13 protein-coding genes are annotated in these 15,310 nt (G+C 58.2%); 11 read left to right on the forward strand and 2 right to left on the reverse strand.

The window, feature by feature from the left end:
• The first annotated feature begins 27 nt into the window (after positions 1 to 27).
• The 5 genes from pstC to HGO40_RS15500 all read left to right on the forward strand — a co-directional run bounded on the left by pstC (position 28) and on the right by HGO40_RS15500 (position 4,160).
• Positions 28 to 993: a phosphate ABC transporter permease subunit PstC gene (gene pstC / locus HGO40_RS15480; protein WP_250963712.1), complete on the forward strand. Its 966-nt coding sequence runs from the start codon at positions 28 to 30 to the stop codon at positions 991 to 993.
• Positions 993 to 1,904 (forward strand): phosphate ABC transporter permease PstA, encoded by a 912-nt coding sequence (pstA, locus tag HGO40_RS15485; protein ID WP_250963713.1) that lies wholly within the window; start codon positions 993 to 995, stop codon positions 1,902 to 1,904. Before pstC ends, pstA begins: the two co-directional genes overlap by 1 nt.
• A gap of 75 nt (positions 1,905 to 1,979) precedes the next feature.
• Positions 1,980 to 2,741 carry a phosphate ABC transporter ATP-binding protein PstB gene (gene pstB, locus HGO40_RS15490; RefSeq protein ID WP_250963750.1) on the forward strand — a complete coding sequence of 254 codons (762 nt, stop codon included), beginning with the start codon at positions 1,980 to 1,982 and terminating at the stop codon, positions 2,739 to 2,741.
• Between the two features lie 94 nt (positions 2,742 to 2,835).
• Entirely contained in the window at positions 2,836 to 3,534 is a 699-nt protein-coding gene (locus tag HGO40_RS15495) for a hypothetical protein (protein ID WP_186705612.1), read from the forward strand.
• Positions 3,535 to 3,617: 83 nt separating this feature from the next.
• Entirely contained in the window at positions 3,618 to 4,160 is a 543-nt protein-coding gene (locus HGO40_RS15500) for a hypothetical protein (RefSeq protein ID WP_250963751.1), read from the forward strand.
• Positions 4,161 to 4,189: 29 nt separating this feature from the next.
• Here HGO40_RS15500 and rtcR read toward each other — a convergent pair whose 3' ends face one another.
• Positions 4,190 to 5,797: an RNA repair transcriptional activator RtcR gene (gene rtcR / locus HGO40_RS15505; protein WP_284739124.1), complete on the reverse strand. Its 1,608-nt coding sequence runs from the start codon at positions 5,795 to 5,797 to the stop codon at positions 4,190 to 4,192.
• A gap of 205 nt (positions 5,798 to 6,002) precedes the next feature.
• Here rtcR and HGO40_RS15510 point away from each other — a divergent pair, with 205 nt between their 5' ends.
• The 3 genes from HGO40_RS15510 (at position 6,003) to HGO40_RS15520 (ending at position 9,028) form a co-directional block, all read left to right on the forward strand.
• Entirely contained in the window at positions 6,003 to 7,229 is a 1,227-nt protein-coding gene (locus HGO40_RS15510) for an RtcB family protein (RefSeq protein WP_250963714.1), read from the forward strand.
• A gap of 4 nt (positions 7,230 to 7,233) precedes the next feature.
• Positions 7,234 to 8,265, forward strand: a complete 1,032-nt coding sequence (gene rtcA / locus HGO40_RS15515; protein ID WP_250963715.1) for an RNA 3'-terminal phosphate cyclase — start codon at positions 7,234 to 7,236, stop codon at positions 8,263 to 8,265.
• Positions 8,266 to 8,392: 127 nt separating this feature from the next.
• Positions 8,393 to 9,028: a hypothetical protein gene (locus HGO40_RS15520; protein WP_250963716.1), complete on the forward strand. Its 636-nt coding sequence runs from the start codon at positions 8,393 to 8,395 to the stop codon at positions 9,026 to 9,028.
• Positions 9,029 to 9,072: 44 nt separating this feature from the next.
• On the opposite strand, the gene HGO40_RS15525 is transcribed toward HGO40_RS15520, so the two are convergent.
• A complete protein-coding gene (locus HGO40_RS15525) occupies positions 9,073 to 9,618 on the reverse strand; it encodes a hypothetical protein (RefSeq protein ID WP_250963717.1) in 546 nt (181 codons plus the stop codon).
• Between the two features lie 307 nt (positions 9,619 to 9,925).
• Between HGO40_RS15525 and HGO40_RS15530 the strand changes: the two genes are divergently transcribed.
• The 3 genes from HGO40_RS15530 (at position 9,926) to HGO40_RS15540 (ending at position 15,240) form a co-directional block, all read left to right on the forward strand.
• Positions 9,926 to 10,366, forward strand: a complete 441-nt coding sequence (locus tag HGO40_RS15530) for a hypothetical protein (RefSeq protein WP_250963718.1) — start codon at positions 9,926 to 9,928, stop codon at positions 10,364 to 10,366.
• 29 nt (positions 10,367 to 10,395) lie between these two features.
• The gene (locus HGO40_RS15535) at positions 10,396 to 13,317 is read left to right on the forward strand and encodes a DUF4132 domain-containing protein (RefSeq protein WP_250963719.1); all 2,922 of its coding nucleotides are present in this window, start codon (positions 10,396 to 10,398) and stop codon (positions 13,315 to 13,317) included.
• A gap of 375 nt (positions 13,318 to 13,692) precedes the next feature.
• Positions 13,693 to 15,240, forward strand: coding sequence for a TerC family protein (locus HGO40_RS15540; protein ID WP_250963720.1), 1,548 nt, complete (start codon positions 13,693 to 13,695; stop codon positions 15,238 to 15,240).
• Positions 15,241 to 15,310: the final 70 nt, after the last annotated feature.

The raw sequence follows: 15,310 nt of genomic DNA on the forward strand, positions 1-15,310 counted from the left end.
GCTTTCCCCCTGTTCCGGAATTAGCCAATGAACACTCCCTTTGTCGTACCGGTTAATCCAGATTCTGCCTGCCAGCCACCGTCCGCGAAGGACTTCCTGGTGGATCGCACCTTTCGTGCGATCGCTCGCATAGGGGGGGTCCTGGTTCTGGCGCTGGTGTTTGCCCTCGTGTTCGAGGTCGGACGCAAGGCGCTTCCCGGCATGGAAAAGCACGGGTTTGATGTGCTGCTCGGCACTGTCTGGGACGTTAACCAGGGTAAATACGGCATCCTGCCGGCTATCTGGGGCACGCTCTACAGCGCCTTTATCGCGTTGCTGATCGCCGGGTTCTTCGGCGTCAGCATGGCGATTTTCCTGACCCAGGATTTCCTCCCCCCCAAGCTCGCCGCCATTTTTCGCACCATCGTCGAATTGCTCGCGGCCATCCCCAGCGTCGTCTACGGCCTGTGGGGGATCTACGTGGTGATCCCGGCGATTCGGCCGCTGACCACCTGGTTGAACAGTGAGCTGGGCTGGATACCGTTCTTCGGCACGTCCTTGAGCGGGCCGGGGCTGCTTCCCGCAGCGTTGGTGCTTGCCATCATGCTCCTGCCGACCATTGCCGCCGTTTCGCAGGATGCGCTCACGGCCGTACCGATGAAAACCAAGCAGGCTGCCTACGGCATGGGCACCACCCATTGGGAAGCGATTCTCAAGGTCATGGTGCCGTCCGCTGCCACCGGTATTTTCGGCTCCCTGGTGCTGGGCCTGGGGCGTGCGCTGGGTGAAACCATGGCATTGGCCATGCTGGTCGGCAACGCGAACAACATTTCCCTTTCGCTGTTCGCCCCGGCCAACACCTTGGCGGCCTTGCTGGCGGTGAACTTCCCCGAAGCCGGACCGAACGAGATTGAAGTCCTGATGTATGCCGCGCTGGTGCTGATGTTCATCACGTTGATCGTGAACGTCTTCGGCTCCTTGATCATGATGTATGCCCAACGGGGTAATAAGTGATGACCGATCTCACTGCTGCAACAGACTTGACGGCTCCAGCAGGCGCGATGCCCAGCCTGCAGCGCAAGTTCGAGGGCCGTGCCCTGCGCAGCCTGATCTTGACCACACTGGTCTGGAGCGGGGCGCTGCTGGCCAGCGTGCCGTTGATTTCCGTGCTCTACATGCTGATCACCCGCGGCGGCGCGCGCCTGAACCTGGAAGTGTTTACCGAACTGCCGCCGACCGGTTTCGAGATGGGCGGGGGCTTCGGCAACGCGCTGGCCGGTACGTTTGTGATGGTGGGCATCGCGGCGGCAATCGCGGTGCCGGTCGGCATCATGGCGGCGATGTTCCTGGCTGAACTGGGGCCGGACAGCAAACTGGCGAATGCCGCGCGCTTTGCGGCCAAGATGCTCACGGGGCTGCCGTCGATCCTGGCCGGGGTGTTTGCCTACGCCTTGGTGGTGATGACCACCGGTACTTATTCGGCACCGGCGGGCGGCGTCGCGCTGGCGGTACTGATGCTGCCTATCGTCGTGCTGACGGCGGAAGAGTCGATGCGGATGGTGCCCAAGATCATGAAGGATGCCGCCTACGGCATGGGCTGCACCCGCTCGCAGGTGATCTGGAAAATCATCTTGCCCACCGGCATGCCAGCAATCCTGACCGGCGTCATGCTGGCCGTGGCCCGTGCCGCGGGCGAGACAGCGCCGTTGTTGTTTACCGCGCTGTTCAGCAACTACTGGATCTACCACCAAGGCAGCCTCGAGGTCATGAACCCGACGGCATCGCTGGCAGTACTGATCTACAACTTCTCCGGCATGCCGTTCGACAACCAGCTTGAGCTCGCATGGGCGGCCTCCCTGGTGCTGGTGATGATCGTGTTGGTCGTGAACATCATCAGCCGTATTTTCGGCAAGCCCAAGTATTAAGAACGGGAGCATCTGATCGTGAACGTATCCACTGCGCAAATAGCCGCTCCGTTTGTCACCCAGGCCCCTGTCGTCATGGACTGCAAACTGGACAAGATTTTCTACGGCAACTTCATGGCGGTACGTGACAGCCATGTACCGATCGAAAAAAACAAGATCACCGGCTTCATTGGGCCCTCCGGCTGTGGCAAGAGCACCGTGCTGCGCAGCCTCAACCGAATGAACGATCTGGTGAAAGGTTTCCGTTTCGAGGGCCACGTGCACTTCCTCGGCCAAGACGTCTATGGCAAGGGCGTCGATCCGGTGGTCGTGCGCCGCTACATCGGCATGGTGTTTCAACAGCCCAACCCGTTTTCGATGAGCATCTTCGACAACGTCGCGTTTGGCCTGCGCCTCAATCGCTACAAGGGCGATATCGGCGATCGGGTCAAACATGCCTTGCAAGGCGCCGCGCTGTGGGATGAGGTCAAGGACAAGCTCAAGGTCAGTGGCCTGTCGCTGTCCGGCGGCCAGCAACAACGACTGTGCATTGCCCGCGCCATCGCCACCGAGCCGGAAGTCCTGCTGCTGGATGAGCCGTGCTCGGCACTCGACCCGATCGCTACCCGGCGGGTCGAGGAGCTGATGGTCGAGTTGAAGAAGGACTACACCATCGCGCTGGTCACCCACAACATGCAGCAAGCCATCCGCGTCGCTGAAACCACGGCGTTCTTCTCGGTGGATATTACCCAGGGCACGCGCACCGGCTACTTGGTCGAAATGGGCCCGACGACGCGAATTTTCGACAACCCTCGTGAACAGATGACCGGCGACTACATCAGCGGCAAGTTCAGCTGAGTCCACTTCCGGTCAAGGCCGCATACCTGCAGAAGCCAAATGGATTTGGCGGGCATCCGGTAGACATTTACCAAGCGTTTCCCAAGGAGCACCAATGCCTGCTACGCACCGCCTTGATTTGCCTGCGATTGAACGTGCACTGCGGGAAGTGCAAGAGCGCTTCGCCGCGCTGAGCCGGCACTTCACCGAGCCGCGCGATCCCTTGACCGACGAGGTGCTGCACAATGTGCTTGAAGGTTATGCGCTGGTTGACGACTATGTTGCCCGCGGTGTTGATCTGTTCGACCTCCAGCAACTGAACCTGATGCTTGAGATCAACGCCACGGTGCTGTGCGGCCGAGACCCGGCGCGCCGCTTGGAGTACGCCCAGCACCTGGCCGCGACCGAGGCGCATTTCTTCAACAACGTTGAGGGAGGCATCAAGGACTTGTACAACTGGTATTGTGCGTATCGCAGCGAATCCGTCTGGAAGCGTGCGGCTGGCGTCTATGTGCGCATTCTCAGCAAGCCGCAGTTGTTCATTGAAGGGAACAACCGCAGTGGGTCGCTCATCGTCAGCTACCTGCTCATGCGCGCGGGCTTGCCGCCTTTCGTGTTGACGCTGGAAAACGCCGAGGGCTACTTCAACCCTTCATCGGTCATACGCAACTCTGCCAAACATGGAGTCAAGGCGTTGTACGAATTGCCCAAGATCAAGAAAAAATACGCAGCTTTCCTGGAAGAACAGGCGCCTGACCCGATGAAGTTCTTTCTCAAGGGCAAGCCGTCGTCCTTCTCTCTAGGTGGCCATTGATGGGCAAGTATACGGCGCTCGCCAAATGCAAAACCGTCGGTAGCCGGGTAGAGCAGGCCATCCGTGGCGCTGTCCCGCTGCAAATGTCCAGGCGCCAACGCATCCGTATTTCGTTTGATATCGATGACACGCTCGCCTGCCAACTCCACCACTGCGAAGTCGAGCACAGCAAACTGCCGGCCAGCGTCCATCGTTGGTTGGGTGAACCGTTGCGCAGGGGCACACGTTCCTTGATCCGAGAGCTGCGCCGCCAGGATTGCAGCATCTGGGTCTATACCTCGTCCGGTCGCACGCCGTCCTATATCCGTCGTTGGCTGCTGCTGTATGGCATTCGCGTCGATGGCGTCGTCAACAGCGTGCTGCACAACCGCGCGCTGGCGGTCCATGGGCTGTTGAATACGCCCTCGAAATATCCGCCAGCGTTCGATATCGACTTGCACGTTGATGATTCCGAAGGGGTGCAGATCGAAGGGGATGACCATGGCTTTCGCGTGGTCGTGGTGCATCCGGAGGATGAGGGTTGGGCGCACAAAGTGCTGGAGGCGGTCGCCGTTGTCCAGGCGCAATTGGCTTGGCAGCAGAGGCCTGTACAGCGAGCTTCGTTGCGCCGAGTGCCGACTATTTAGCCAGTGACAGATTCCGTACCGCGTGCCTTCTATACAAGCTCGCTGACTTGGCTCCATGGGATGTTGAATCGACCCAGAAACTTACGGATACGATCGGAATCATTAGGCGATGCCTTGGCTGATCGGCTCTGTGAAAAGAGCTTGCGACCGGCCTCCGCCTGACTTGCCGCTGTGCTGCACACCTTCAAGACCGACTCCAGCTGAAGGCGATCGAACAGATCAATTTCGAGACCTGCTTTCGCCAGGTGCTCCGACAGCGGGTCGGAGATGGTCGGCATCCGCCAGTCCAGGCGCAGTCGTTCCAATTCATCCTCCACCAGCGCCATGTCGATCCGGCCGCTGTCGGCCAAGGTGGCCATCCGGGTGATCGACGCGGAGAGTTGTCGGAAGTTTCCCGGCCAACGGGCGTCCCCGCTGGTAGCAAAGGACACATATCGGCGCCGAGCTTCGACATTGAAACGAACCGTGTAGCCGTGATCCCGGGCATAGCGCTGCAGTTCAAAATCGATGTTCGGCTCGATGTCTTCCCTTCGGTTGGCCAGCCCGGGCAGCACAAATGTCCAAATGTTGATCCTGGCTAACAAGTCCTCGCGAAACTGGCCTTCGGTCACTCGTGTTTGCAGGTCTCGATTGGTACCTGCTATCAGGGTGAAATCGGACTCGACCTCCCTGTCAGAACCCATCGGCAGGAACCGCTTTTCCTCAATCGCCTTCAGGAGCATCGCTTGCTCATCGAGCGGCAGCTCTCCAATCTCATCAAGGAACAAAACCCCTTTGTGAGCCGAGCGCAGCAAGCCCTCTCGCGCCTGTTGAGCGCCGGTGAACGCGCCTTTGGCATGGCCAAAAAGCGTCGACATCGCGGTATCACCGCGCAACGTGGCGCAGTTCACCGTGACGAACGGGCCATCGATCTGGTGTCGGCCCCGTTTAAGCTCATAGACCTGTCGTGCCAGAAAGGACTTGCCGGCGCCTGTGGGGCCGCTGATCAAAATCGGCGCCTTGGATCGAACGGCGACCCGTTCGATCTGCTCTATCGTACGGTTGAACGCCGTGTTGCGGGTCGCAATGCCGGACTTGAGCAGTTGCGTACCTTCCAGCCGCTCAGCTTGGAATCGCTTCGCGATCTGGTCGTAGCGCTGAAGATCGAGGTCGGTGACAACGTGTTTGCCAGCCGGCACCGAGTCATCATTCCGCAGGCTGCTCGGCTGCGTCTGTATCAGTTTGGCCGGGACGTGCCGGGACTCGGCCAGCAGGAACCAGACGATCTGCTGAACATGGGTGCCCGTGGTGATGTGAACAAGATAATCCTCACGCTCTGTGTCAAAGGGGTAGTCAGCCGCGAAGTCGTGGAGTGCGGCATACACTTCCTCGAAGTCCCAGGCGTTTCGCATCGCCATGGTGTGCAGGCGGACTTCTGTTTCTGGCGACACCTGAGCGATATCAGCCGCTACCTTCAACGCCAGATCCGTGTCAAAACCCGCCTCCCCGTGAATCAGCTCAAGGCGATCAATCACCAGGTCGGGCTGCTGGCAAAGTGAGACAGTCGGGCGCCATTTGTTCCAGCGCTGCTCACCCTTGCCAACGCGGTCGAGCTTCGAACCCAGAATTCCAATGGCGACTGTCTTCTTGATCTGCATTGCGGGATATCTCAAAAGATAGCATTCGATAATACAGTATAGTTTTTATGTCTTTGTATTGAATAGACTTCACTGGGCTGCAGGTCGTCATATCTCAATTAACCGTTAGATATCAATGAAATACAGAAAATACAGTTCACCGTTAGTGACTTTGGCATGCCGCTCGCTATAGACCTCCAAACAGAACATCACAGGAGCGAAAATAATGACCACTCAAACCTTCGAGCTGCTTGAGGTCGAAAACGGCAAGCCCATCAAAATGTGGACCCGAGGCGTCCCGGTTGAACCCGAGGCCAGGCAACAACTGATGAACACGGCGCAGATGCCGTTCGTGTTCAAGCACATGGCGGTCATGCCCGACGTTCATCTGGGAAAAGGCTCGACCATCGGGAGCGTGATTCCTACCAAAGGCGCGGTGATTCCCGCTGCCGTCGGGGTCGACCTCGGTTGCGGGATGTCGGCCGTGCGCACCTCGCTGCGCGCAGGCGATCTTCCCGACAGTCTGTTTGGCCTGCGTAGCGCAATCGAGAAGGCCGTGCCGCACGGACGCACCTCGGGGCGTAGCGGTCGGGATAAAGGCGCTTGGGAGACCGCCCCGGCGCTTGTTGATCAGGCATGGTCGGCCCTTGAGGGGCGTTTCAACCTCATCACCGACAAACACCCCAGCCTGGAAAAATCCAACATCCGTAAACACCTCGGAACGCTAGGCACAGGAAACCACTTCGTAGAAGTGTGCCTGGACGAGACCGACCACGTGTGGGTCATGCTGCACACCGGCTCCCGTGGCGTAGGGAACATGATCGGCACCTATTTCATCGAAAAGGCCCGTGAAGAGATGCGCAAGCACATGGTGAACTTGCCCGACCGGGATCTCGCCTACCTGCGAGAAGGAACGTCCAGCTTCGATGATTACGTCGAGGCCGTTGAGTGGGCCCAGGACTTCGCCAAACAGAACCGCGCGGTGATGATGGTGGCGGTGTTGGACGCCGTCCGATCGATTATCACCAAGCCGTTCGAGTCACGGCTGATCGCTGTCGACTGCCACCATAACTACGTGGAGCGGGGCACTTATTTTGGGGAGGACATTCTTCTCACCCGTAAAGGCGCCGTCTCCGCGCAGAAGGGGCAGATGGGGATCATTCCGGGGTCGATGGGCGCAAAGAGCTTCATCGTGCGCGGCCTGGGGAACGAGGAGGCGTTCTGCAGTTGTTCCCACGGTGCGGGCCGGGTGATGAGCCGCACCAAGGCGAAGGCGGTGTTTACGGTCGAGGACCAGGTGCGGGCGACCGCGCATGTGGAGTGTCGTAAGGATGCGGCTGTTATCGATGAGATTCCGATGGCTTACAAGGATATCGATGCAGTGATGGCTGCCCAACGCGACCTGGTCGAAGTGGTTCATACCTTGCGCCAAGTCGTATGCGTGAAGGGGTGAGGTGATGGACCAGGACCTGATTCTGATCGACGGCACCCAGGGAGGAGGGCAGGTGCTTCGTACGGCCCTCAGCCTCTCGATGATCACCGGGCGGGCGTTCCGGATGACGGGGATACGCGGCAAGCGTTCCCGTCCCGGATTGTTGCGCCAGCACCTCACCGCAGTGCGAGCGGCGACTGAGATTTGTGGCGCTGAAAGCCTTGGTGCGGAACTCAACTCGACAACTATTAAGTTCCATCCCGGAAGCATAAAGGCTGGTGAGTATTCATTCGCAATCGGAACGGCGGGCAGCACGATGTTGGTATTGCAGACGCTGTTGCCTGCACTTTTGCGTGCTGATGGGCCGAGCACCGTCCGGATCACTGGCGGGACGCATAACCCCGCGGCGCCGCCCTTCGAATTCATACAACACGCTTGGTTACCGCTGGTACGGCGTATGGGCGCGCAGGTGGAACTGACGCTGCTCAATCATGGCTTTGTCCCCGGCGGAGGGGGGCTGGTCGAAGCCACTGTTGAACCTTCAATCCTCAAGCCACTGGAGCTGGACGGTGGAATGGACCCCGTCACCATCGTGTCGGCCGGAGCGCTGGTTTCGGCCATTCCTGTCTCGATTGGGAACCGAGAAGTCGACCGGCTTTCAGCGAGGCTGAAGATCGGACGGCACGACCTCTTTGTCACCGACCTGGGTGACCAGGCAGGGCCCGGAAATGTTGTGTCGATCACAGCCATGAAAGCTGGCGTTACCGAAGTGTTCGCCAGTATTGGCCAAGAACGCGTTCGCGCGGAGCAGGTCGCTGACGTGGCGATAGACGAATTCACAGAATGGGCCCATTCGAACACGGCGGTGGGAAACCACCTGGCAGATCAATTGATGTTGCCGTTGGCCATCGCCGGCGCTGGCAAACTGACGACGGTACGCCTGAGCAATCATATTCGAACGAACGCCGTTGTTATCCAGCAGTTCCTCGATGTCGAGGTGCGCCTTGCTCAATCTTCTGATCAAGGGAGCGCTGTTGTTGAGCTTCATGCTCGTTAATTTCACGCATTGGAAAAAGCGGGTGGGGGAGCGCGACATGATGGCCTTTTGCTTTTAAATGGATCCCGCTAGAATTCGCACCCCTCTCTGTGAGCGGCATTAGTAAAAATTACGCAAGGAAGTCGATATGCAATTTGCAAAAGCCATGGGCCTCGTCTTGGCCTTGAGCCTCAGTGGATGTGCCAGTTTCACCAAAGATGAAGTCGCCCCGGAGAATCTGCCTTCGATGGCCAGCTACTCGAACAAACCGAACGTCTATGTCGACTTCGATTTCTATCAGGGCGAACCTGGCAATGCCAAAGCCACCGAGGTGCCGCAGGCTCGGGACATGCTCAAGCCTGATCTGAAGCGGACCTTCGACGAATCAGGGCTTTTCGGGCGCGTAGTCTTCGACGAATTCCAGAAGCAACCGGGCGACTACAGTCTTCGATTGAAGGTCTACAACCACGCACCAGGTGGTGGGCAAATGGTCCTGGCATTCATCAGCGGCTTCACGTTCACGATCATCCCTGCGCTGGCAACCGACCAGTACACGGTGAGCCTGGAAACGCTGGATGAGCAGGGTCAGCCGGTGGGCAAGACCAGCAACCACGATGCGGTCAATACGTGGTTGGGTATCTGGTTCCTGCCCCTGGCAGGTAATACGCCCAAAGCTGCCATCACCGACACCTTCAACCGGCAGGTCAATGCACTGTTGAAAAACTGGGTCGACAACAACCGCATGAAATACTCCGCTGTCGATACCCACATTCCACGGGGCTGACAGCCGACAGAAAAAGAGCCGCAACCGCGGCTCTTTTTTTTTGATCACTTCAACGCTTGAGTGAACTGTGGATCGCTGTACAAGCTCTTGAGCAAGTCCTGCACCATAGGGTTGTAGTTGTTCGCCGCAGCCGGAATGGCGATCGGACCGAAGAAACTGCTGTCCCAATCACGCTGCACGTCTTTAGTGGTTTCGTATAAAACCTGGTCACCTTTACGCAATGTGAAGCGCGCAGCCAGCTCGCCATGGCCGTTGCTCATGCCAGCGGTGAGCTGGCTCTTGACCAATTGAATCTGCAGTTGCCGGTCAGCACGAGGGTCCAGCAAACCAGCCTGACGGAGCTCATCGTTGATCGCTGCCTGGATGTGCAGTGGAACGCTGCCCACGGGCGAAGAAATCGGGTTCAGGCGAACCATCAAAGACCCTTGGCCAGAATCAGCATTCACCTGTGTTTCGCGCAGGTGTTGCATGGGCTCATTTTTCTTGAGCTGCTGAACGTTTTGAAAGTTGGGTTCATAGCGGGTCATGGTCACACCACAGCCTTGAAGCAGCAGCGCGCAGAGCGGTAGAGCCAGGTAGAGCTTCTTCACAGCAAATCCTTATGTGCTTTTTGAGAAGGGGTGATTATCGACGGATAGCCTTAAGCCATCAATGAGGGGCTGAGGTTTGTGGCGATACGTAAACATCTCGTTTAACATAATATACATTATGTGTACTTGTATATTGGGCCAGTCGACGTCCTTTGCAGGCTTTTTCCGCTGCGCCGCCGTTGTCGACCACGACGGTGAATAATGTTGTGCCTTTACCAGGCGCTCGCCGAGCGACTGGCTCATGCCTAATGAACGATTATGCTAAGGTCCCATCCGCTCGACTAACCCGGCTTGCAAGGAATGCGTCATGGAGTTCGTGGTTCATAGCTATTGTCTTAAAGGCGCACGCCAGGAGCTTTTGCTGCCTCCTGTCACCCTCACACCCATTTCATTGACCTTGACGGTCGCCGAGCTCATTCGCCTGACCGTTGCCGAACAGATCGCCGCGCTGTCAGCTCAACACGGGCTGGAACAAGCGTCGATGCGTAAAGCGCTCGACCGCCAATACCTGAGCGAGCGGGATATTCTTCTGCAAGCCAGTGAAGGCGCGATTGTCATGCCTCAGGCCACCGCGCCTCCAGTCCTGGATGTCAGCGTTGAGGTCGAGCGAGCTTTAAAGGGTTTTGAAACCCGTGCGTTCCGCGTTCTGCACAATGGCGTCATGCTGCAAAGACTCGACGAGTCAATCGAATTGAGTCTTCCTTCCACGCTCGCGTTTATCCGCCTGGTGCCGCTGGTTGGCGGTTGATCCTCGTCACTCAGTTCTCGGATATCCTCATGCAATCACGCCGTCCAGTACCCGAACAAACCGAACGTCTCGCAGCGCTGCGAGCATTCTGTGATAGAGCGTTGGATGACTATCCCGAGCTTAATCGATATGACGAATTCGAGCCCGATTTCTGGGACGGCATCGACTGCCTATGTATAGCGGCTGACTGGGTCAGGCAGCATCCCGAGGATGGGCCCAAGGCACTGGCTGATGGTTTTGTGTTCCCTACCGTGTGGGACGATCTGGAGGACCGCCGCGATCAACTGCGCTATGGCCTGCAATATCGACTCTGCGATGCGTGGATCACGGCCCGCCCAGATGCTTATGCACTGGAGCAGATCGGGGCGCGACTGCGGCATATGCTGCAATTTGCCTTCGAGGACAGTGATTATCCGCTGCCCACTGACGAAGATGGACCTGCCTACTACCGAAGAAGTCCGGACCAGGCCTGGGCTTTCCCAGATGTTCAGGCCTGCATCAATCGTCTGAGCAATTACCCGTCCACCCCGGCCTGGCAGACCCTCGCCGAATGGTTACTGGACGGCAGCTGGAACCGCGAGCAGCCCCCGTCCACGCCTTGTAGTGAACAAAGGAAAATCGCCGACGCGTATACCTACGGGCACAAGGAAATCAAGCGCATTGCGCGGGGCCTGATGGAAGCGGGCCGCCTCGATTACCCTCGCTTCGTCCGGGCAGCCAATACCTGGGGCCGCGCCATGATGTTCTACGCAGGCGACGCCGGACTGGGCAGCGATGATGTGGACCTGAATCAGTACGCGGATGAGGAGTTTGACGAGGACGATTCCAGCGACGAGGCCCCGGAAGACATGGATGTCGAGTCATTCCAAAGTGAGGAAATTCCTACTGAAGAATCTGCTGTCGCCTCCCCTGAACTGGCGAACTTCACCGTTCGTTATGTCGAGGAAGCCCTGGCTGGATTGCCCTATAACGCCGAGAGACTGGCTGACACCTTCCGTTCGGTCGAGGTTTATGAGACCCGCTGGTTACTGCAGGCCTTGGCGGTCATTGAGCGACTGGGCATGACGCCGGATAACTTCCTCGACGGCTTCGGCCATACGGCCGCGGTGCTCGAACGTTTTCTGTTGCGTCAGGCACTGCCCAAGGATCAATCGGCAGAACTGCTCCCAGCGCTGACCGGTTTTTCAAGAGATACCCTGCTGGCCGCCCTGCCCTATGCTGGACACGCCAGCCGGGTGATGCTCGACGCGCTCGGTTGGAGCGATTTGCGAGCCTTCCAGCGTGAGTACCTGAACATCGCCTTGGCGCCTCGCTCCGGCTGGGGCACCGACCTGCCCAATACGCTGGATGAAACAGTGGGTGTGGTGGACCGCTATCTGCTGGACAAGGCGCTGGCCGAGGCCAACCCGGACCACTTGCGTGAGTACCTCGCAGCACTCGATCCCTCGCCCTGGGCGTTTCCCGCGACGCGTGTGCTGCTCGACGCCTACCAAGGCATCGGCCGACCGGCCCTGGAAAAGAAGCTGGCCCGCCATGCACAGGCGGCTATGCGCATCTACGGCGTGCTGCCCGTCACGGATTCGGACGACGTACGCCAGCGCTATCTGAGGCTCAAGAAGCTGCACAACGAGGTGCGTAAATACGGCGCCGAACGACAAGCCAACTCCCACGCAGCGGTGCAGGCTGGACTGGAAAACCTGGCGCGTGTCGCCGGTTATCCCTCGGTGATCCGCCTGGAATGGGCCATGGAAGCGGAAATCGCCGAGTCCGCCCTGACGGCCGCTACCATCGATGGTTATGACGTCACGCTCGTCATCGACGGCTTGTCGCCCACGTTGCACATCAGCAAAGCCGCAAAGACGCTCAAGACCGCACCGCCTGCGGTTCGCAAACACGCAGACTTCATTGCCCTCAAAGCGCAGCAGACCCAGCTCAAGGAACAGATCGCCCGCTTCGGCCGCACCCTGGAAACGATGATGAGCAGCGGCGAAACCCTGGCCTTGGACGATCTGAAACAATTGTTGAAAATGCCTGCTGTTCGTCTGCTGCTGGAGCAACTGATTGTGCAGGTCGACGACACGGTGCTGGGCTGGCTTGATGCCGCGACGCTGACGGTGACTGATCTTGAAGGTCGCCAACACGTCGCTGAGAGGAATATGCGTATCGCTCACCCCTTTCATCTGTTCACGGCAGGGCAACTGTCAGCCTGGCAGAAAGACGTGGTGACCCATCGCCGCGTGCAGCCGTTCAAACAGGCCTTTCGCGAGCTGTACCTGCTCACACCTGCAGAGCGAGACACCGGCCTGTGGTCCAATCGCTTTGCCGGTCACCGCCTGAAAGCCCAAGTTGCCGCGCGGTTGCTGCAGGTCCGCAACTGGTCGACCTCCAGCGTCGAGGAGATCTATTACGAGAGCAAAGAGCACGGCATGTACGCCCTGTTCAACTTTTCGGATACCGGTCATTACCTCTCGGAAACGGAACACTTTACCTTCGACACCATTGCATTCCATCGCGCCCAGAAAGCTATCCCCCTTGAGCAAGTACCACCGCTGCTGTTCTCAGAAGTCATGCGTGACGCCGATCTGCTGGTCTCCGTAGCCCACGCAGCAGCCGACTACAGCACTAGCCACGAAACCGTGCAACGACGCGCGGAACTGATCGGCGAGTTGATCCAAGAGCTGGGCTTGCAAAACGTTGGGTGCGAAGGACATTTTCTGCATATTACCGGTCGGCGTGCGAACTACCGCATTCACCTGGGCAGCGCCGCCATCCATATCGAACCTGGCAACTACCTGTGCATCGTGCCCGCAGGTAGCAGTTTTGCCGAGTTCTACCTGCCGTTTGCCGATACAGACAAGAAAATGGCTGAGGTGCTAAGCAAGATGTTTCTGTTGCTGGACGACATGAACATCACCGACAGCCTGATACTGGAGCAGATACAACTCGGTTGAGTCGAGGAGAAATCCGAGTCCATACTCAGCCCGCAACGCTGAGTTGACCATCGGTATGGTCCATCCCTGTAAATCCACCGCGTCGCCTAGGCTTCGCGGATGGGCTCGGTACCTTCAGCTCCGAAGCCGATACGCTGCACAGCGCTCTCATCGCCTCACCAATCTGTCAGATCCTGTAATAAATCGCCGCGTATGAATTATTGGAAACCGTTGTAGGATTTCTTCCCCAACTATTTCCAGGTCTGTATGAACGCCCCCCAGGAACCTCCTAGTCGTCCTCCAAACAACCGCTTTCCCTCCGGCGTTCCTACGCCCTGCATACATGTGTTGCAGCCCCCTTCCCTCGCTTCGATCATCCGGAGGGGCGAATAACCCATGGAATGGATCGTTGACCCCACGGCCTGGCTCGGCCTGCTGACCTTGATCGTGCTGGAGCTGGTACTCGGCATCGATAACCTGGTATTCATCGCCATCCTGGCTGACAAACTGCCGCCCGAGCAGCGCGACCGTGCCCGTATCATCGGCCTCTCCCTGGCATTGCTGATGCGCCTTGGCCTCCTCGCCAGCATTTCCTGGATGGTAACGTTGACCAACCCGCTGTTCGAGGTGTTCGGCAAGACGTTCTCGGGCCGGGACTTGATCATGCTGTTTGGTGGTGTGTTCCTGTTGTTCAAGGCAACCATGGAGTTGCATGAGCGGCTCGAAGGCCACGTGGCGCAACGCTCCAGCAATGCCGCCTATGCGATGTTCTGGCCTATCGTTGCGCAGATTGTGGTGCTGGACGCGGTCTTTTCCCTGGATGCGGTGATCACGGCCGTGGGCATGGTGGAGCACCTGTCGGTCATGATGATCGCGGTGATGTTCTCGATCGGCTTGATGATGATCGCGAGCAAGCCACTGACAAAATTCGTCAATGGCCACCCTACCGTCATCATGCTGTGCCTGGGCTTCTTGATGATGATCGGCTTCAGCCTCACCGCTGAAGGCCTGGGTTTCCACATTCCAAAAGGCTACTTGTACGCCGCGATCGGCTTCTCGATCCTGATCGAGCTGTTCAACCAGTTGGCGCGCTCTCGTCGCAAGAAAAGCCTGCAAGGTCTACGGCCGATGCGCGAGCGTACCGCCCATGCGGTGTTGCGCCTGCTGGGCGGCCAAAAACTGGATGCCGATGAAGTCGGTGAGGAAATCGCCGACATGCTGGAAGGTGAGGAATCGGAGCAGGTTTTCCATCGGCGCGAACGGGTCATGATCAGTGGCGTGCTGCAGCTGGCCGAGCGGCCGATACGCAGTGTGATGACGCCTCGTGCGCAAATCGATCACCTTGACTTGGCAAATGCTGCGCAAGAGATCCGTGCGACGCTGATGCATTCTGCTTACTCGCGCTTGCCGTTGATCCGCGAAGGACGCGTGGATGAGCCGCTGGGCTTTGTCCATAAGAAAGAACTGCTCAAGGAAATACTGGCAGGCAATCAACCAAACCTGGAAGTCATGGCACGCAAAGCCATCAACCTGCTCGACAGCTTCACGATCCTCAATGCACTTGAGCAAATGCGTAAGGCGTCGACCCACATCGCGTTTGTGGTGAATGAGTTCGGTGACTTCGTCGGCCTTCTCACCATGACCGACATCCTGGAGTCCATTGCCGGTGAGCTGCCGGATGCCAGTGAAATCGAAGGACCGAACATTGTTCCCCAGCAAGAAGGTTTCCTTGTCAGCGGTGCCCTGAATCTCAGTCTCGTCCGCGAACACATCGGCTTTCAGGCAAAAGCGACGGAAGAGTATCAAACGCTTGCCGGCTTGGTGATGAGCCTGCTGGATCGCTTGCCGATTATTGGAGACACGCTCAGTTGCCAAGGATGGAACATGACCGTGATGGCGGTTGAGGAGCGACGGGTGACCCGGGTGCTGTTGCGTAAGGAGTAAGCGCGGGTGGCGGACTCCCGGCCTTGAAGGTACCTTCTCGATGACGTCTAACGATTTGAAAGGAGCCGTG

This window comes from Pseudomonas sp. CG7 (genome assembly GCF_023701885.1).
GTDB classification, from domain to species: Bacteria; Pseudomonadota; Gammaproteobacteria; order Pseudomonadales; family Pseudomonadaceae; genus Aquipseudomonas; species Aquipseudomonas zanjanensis.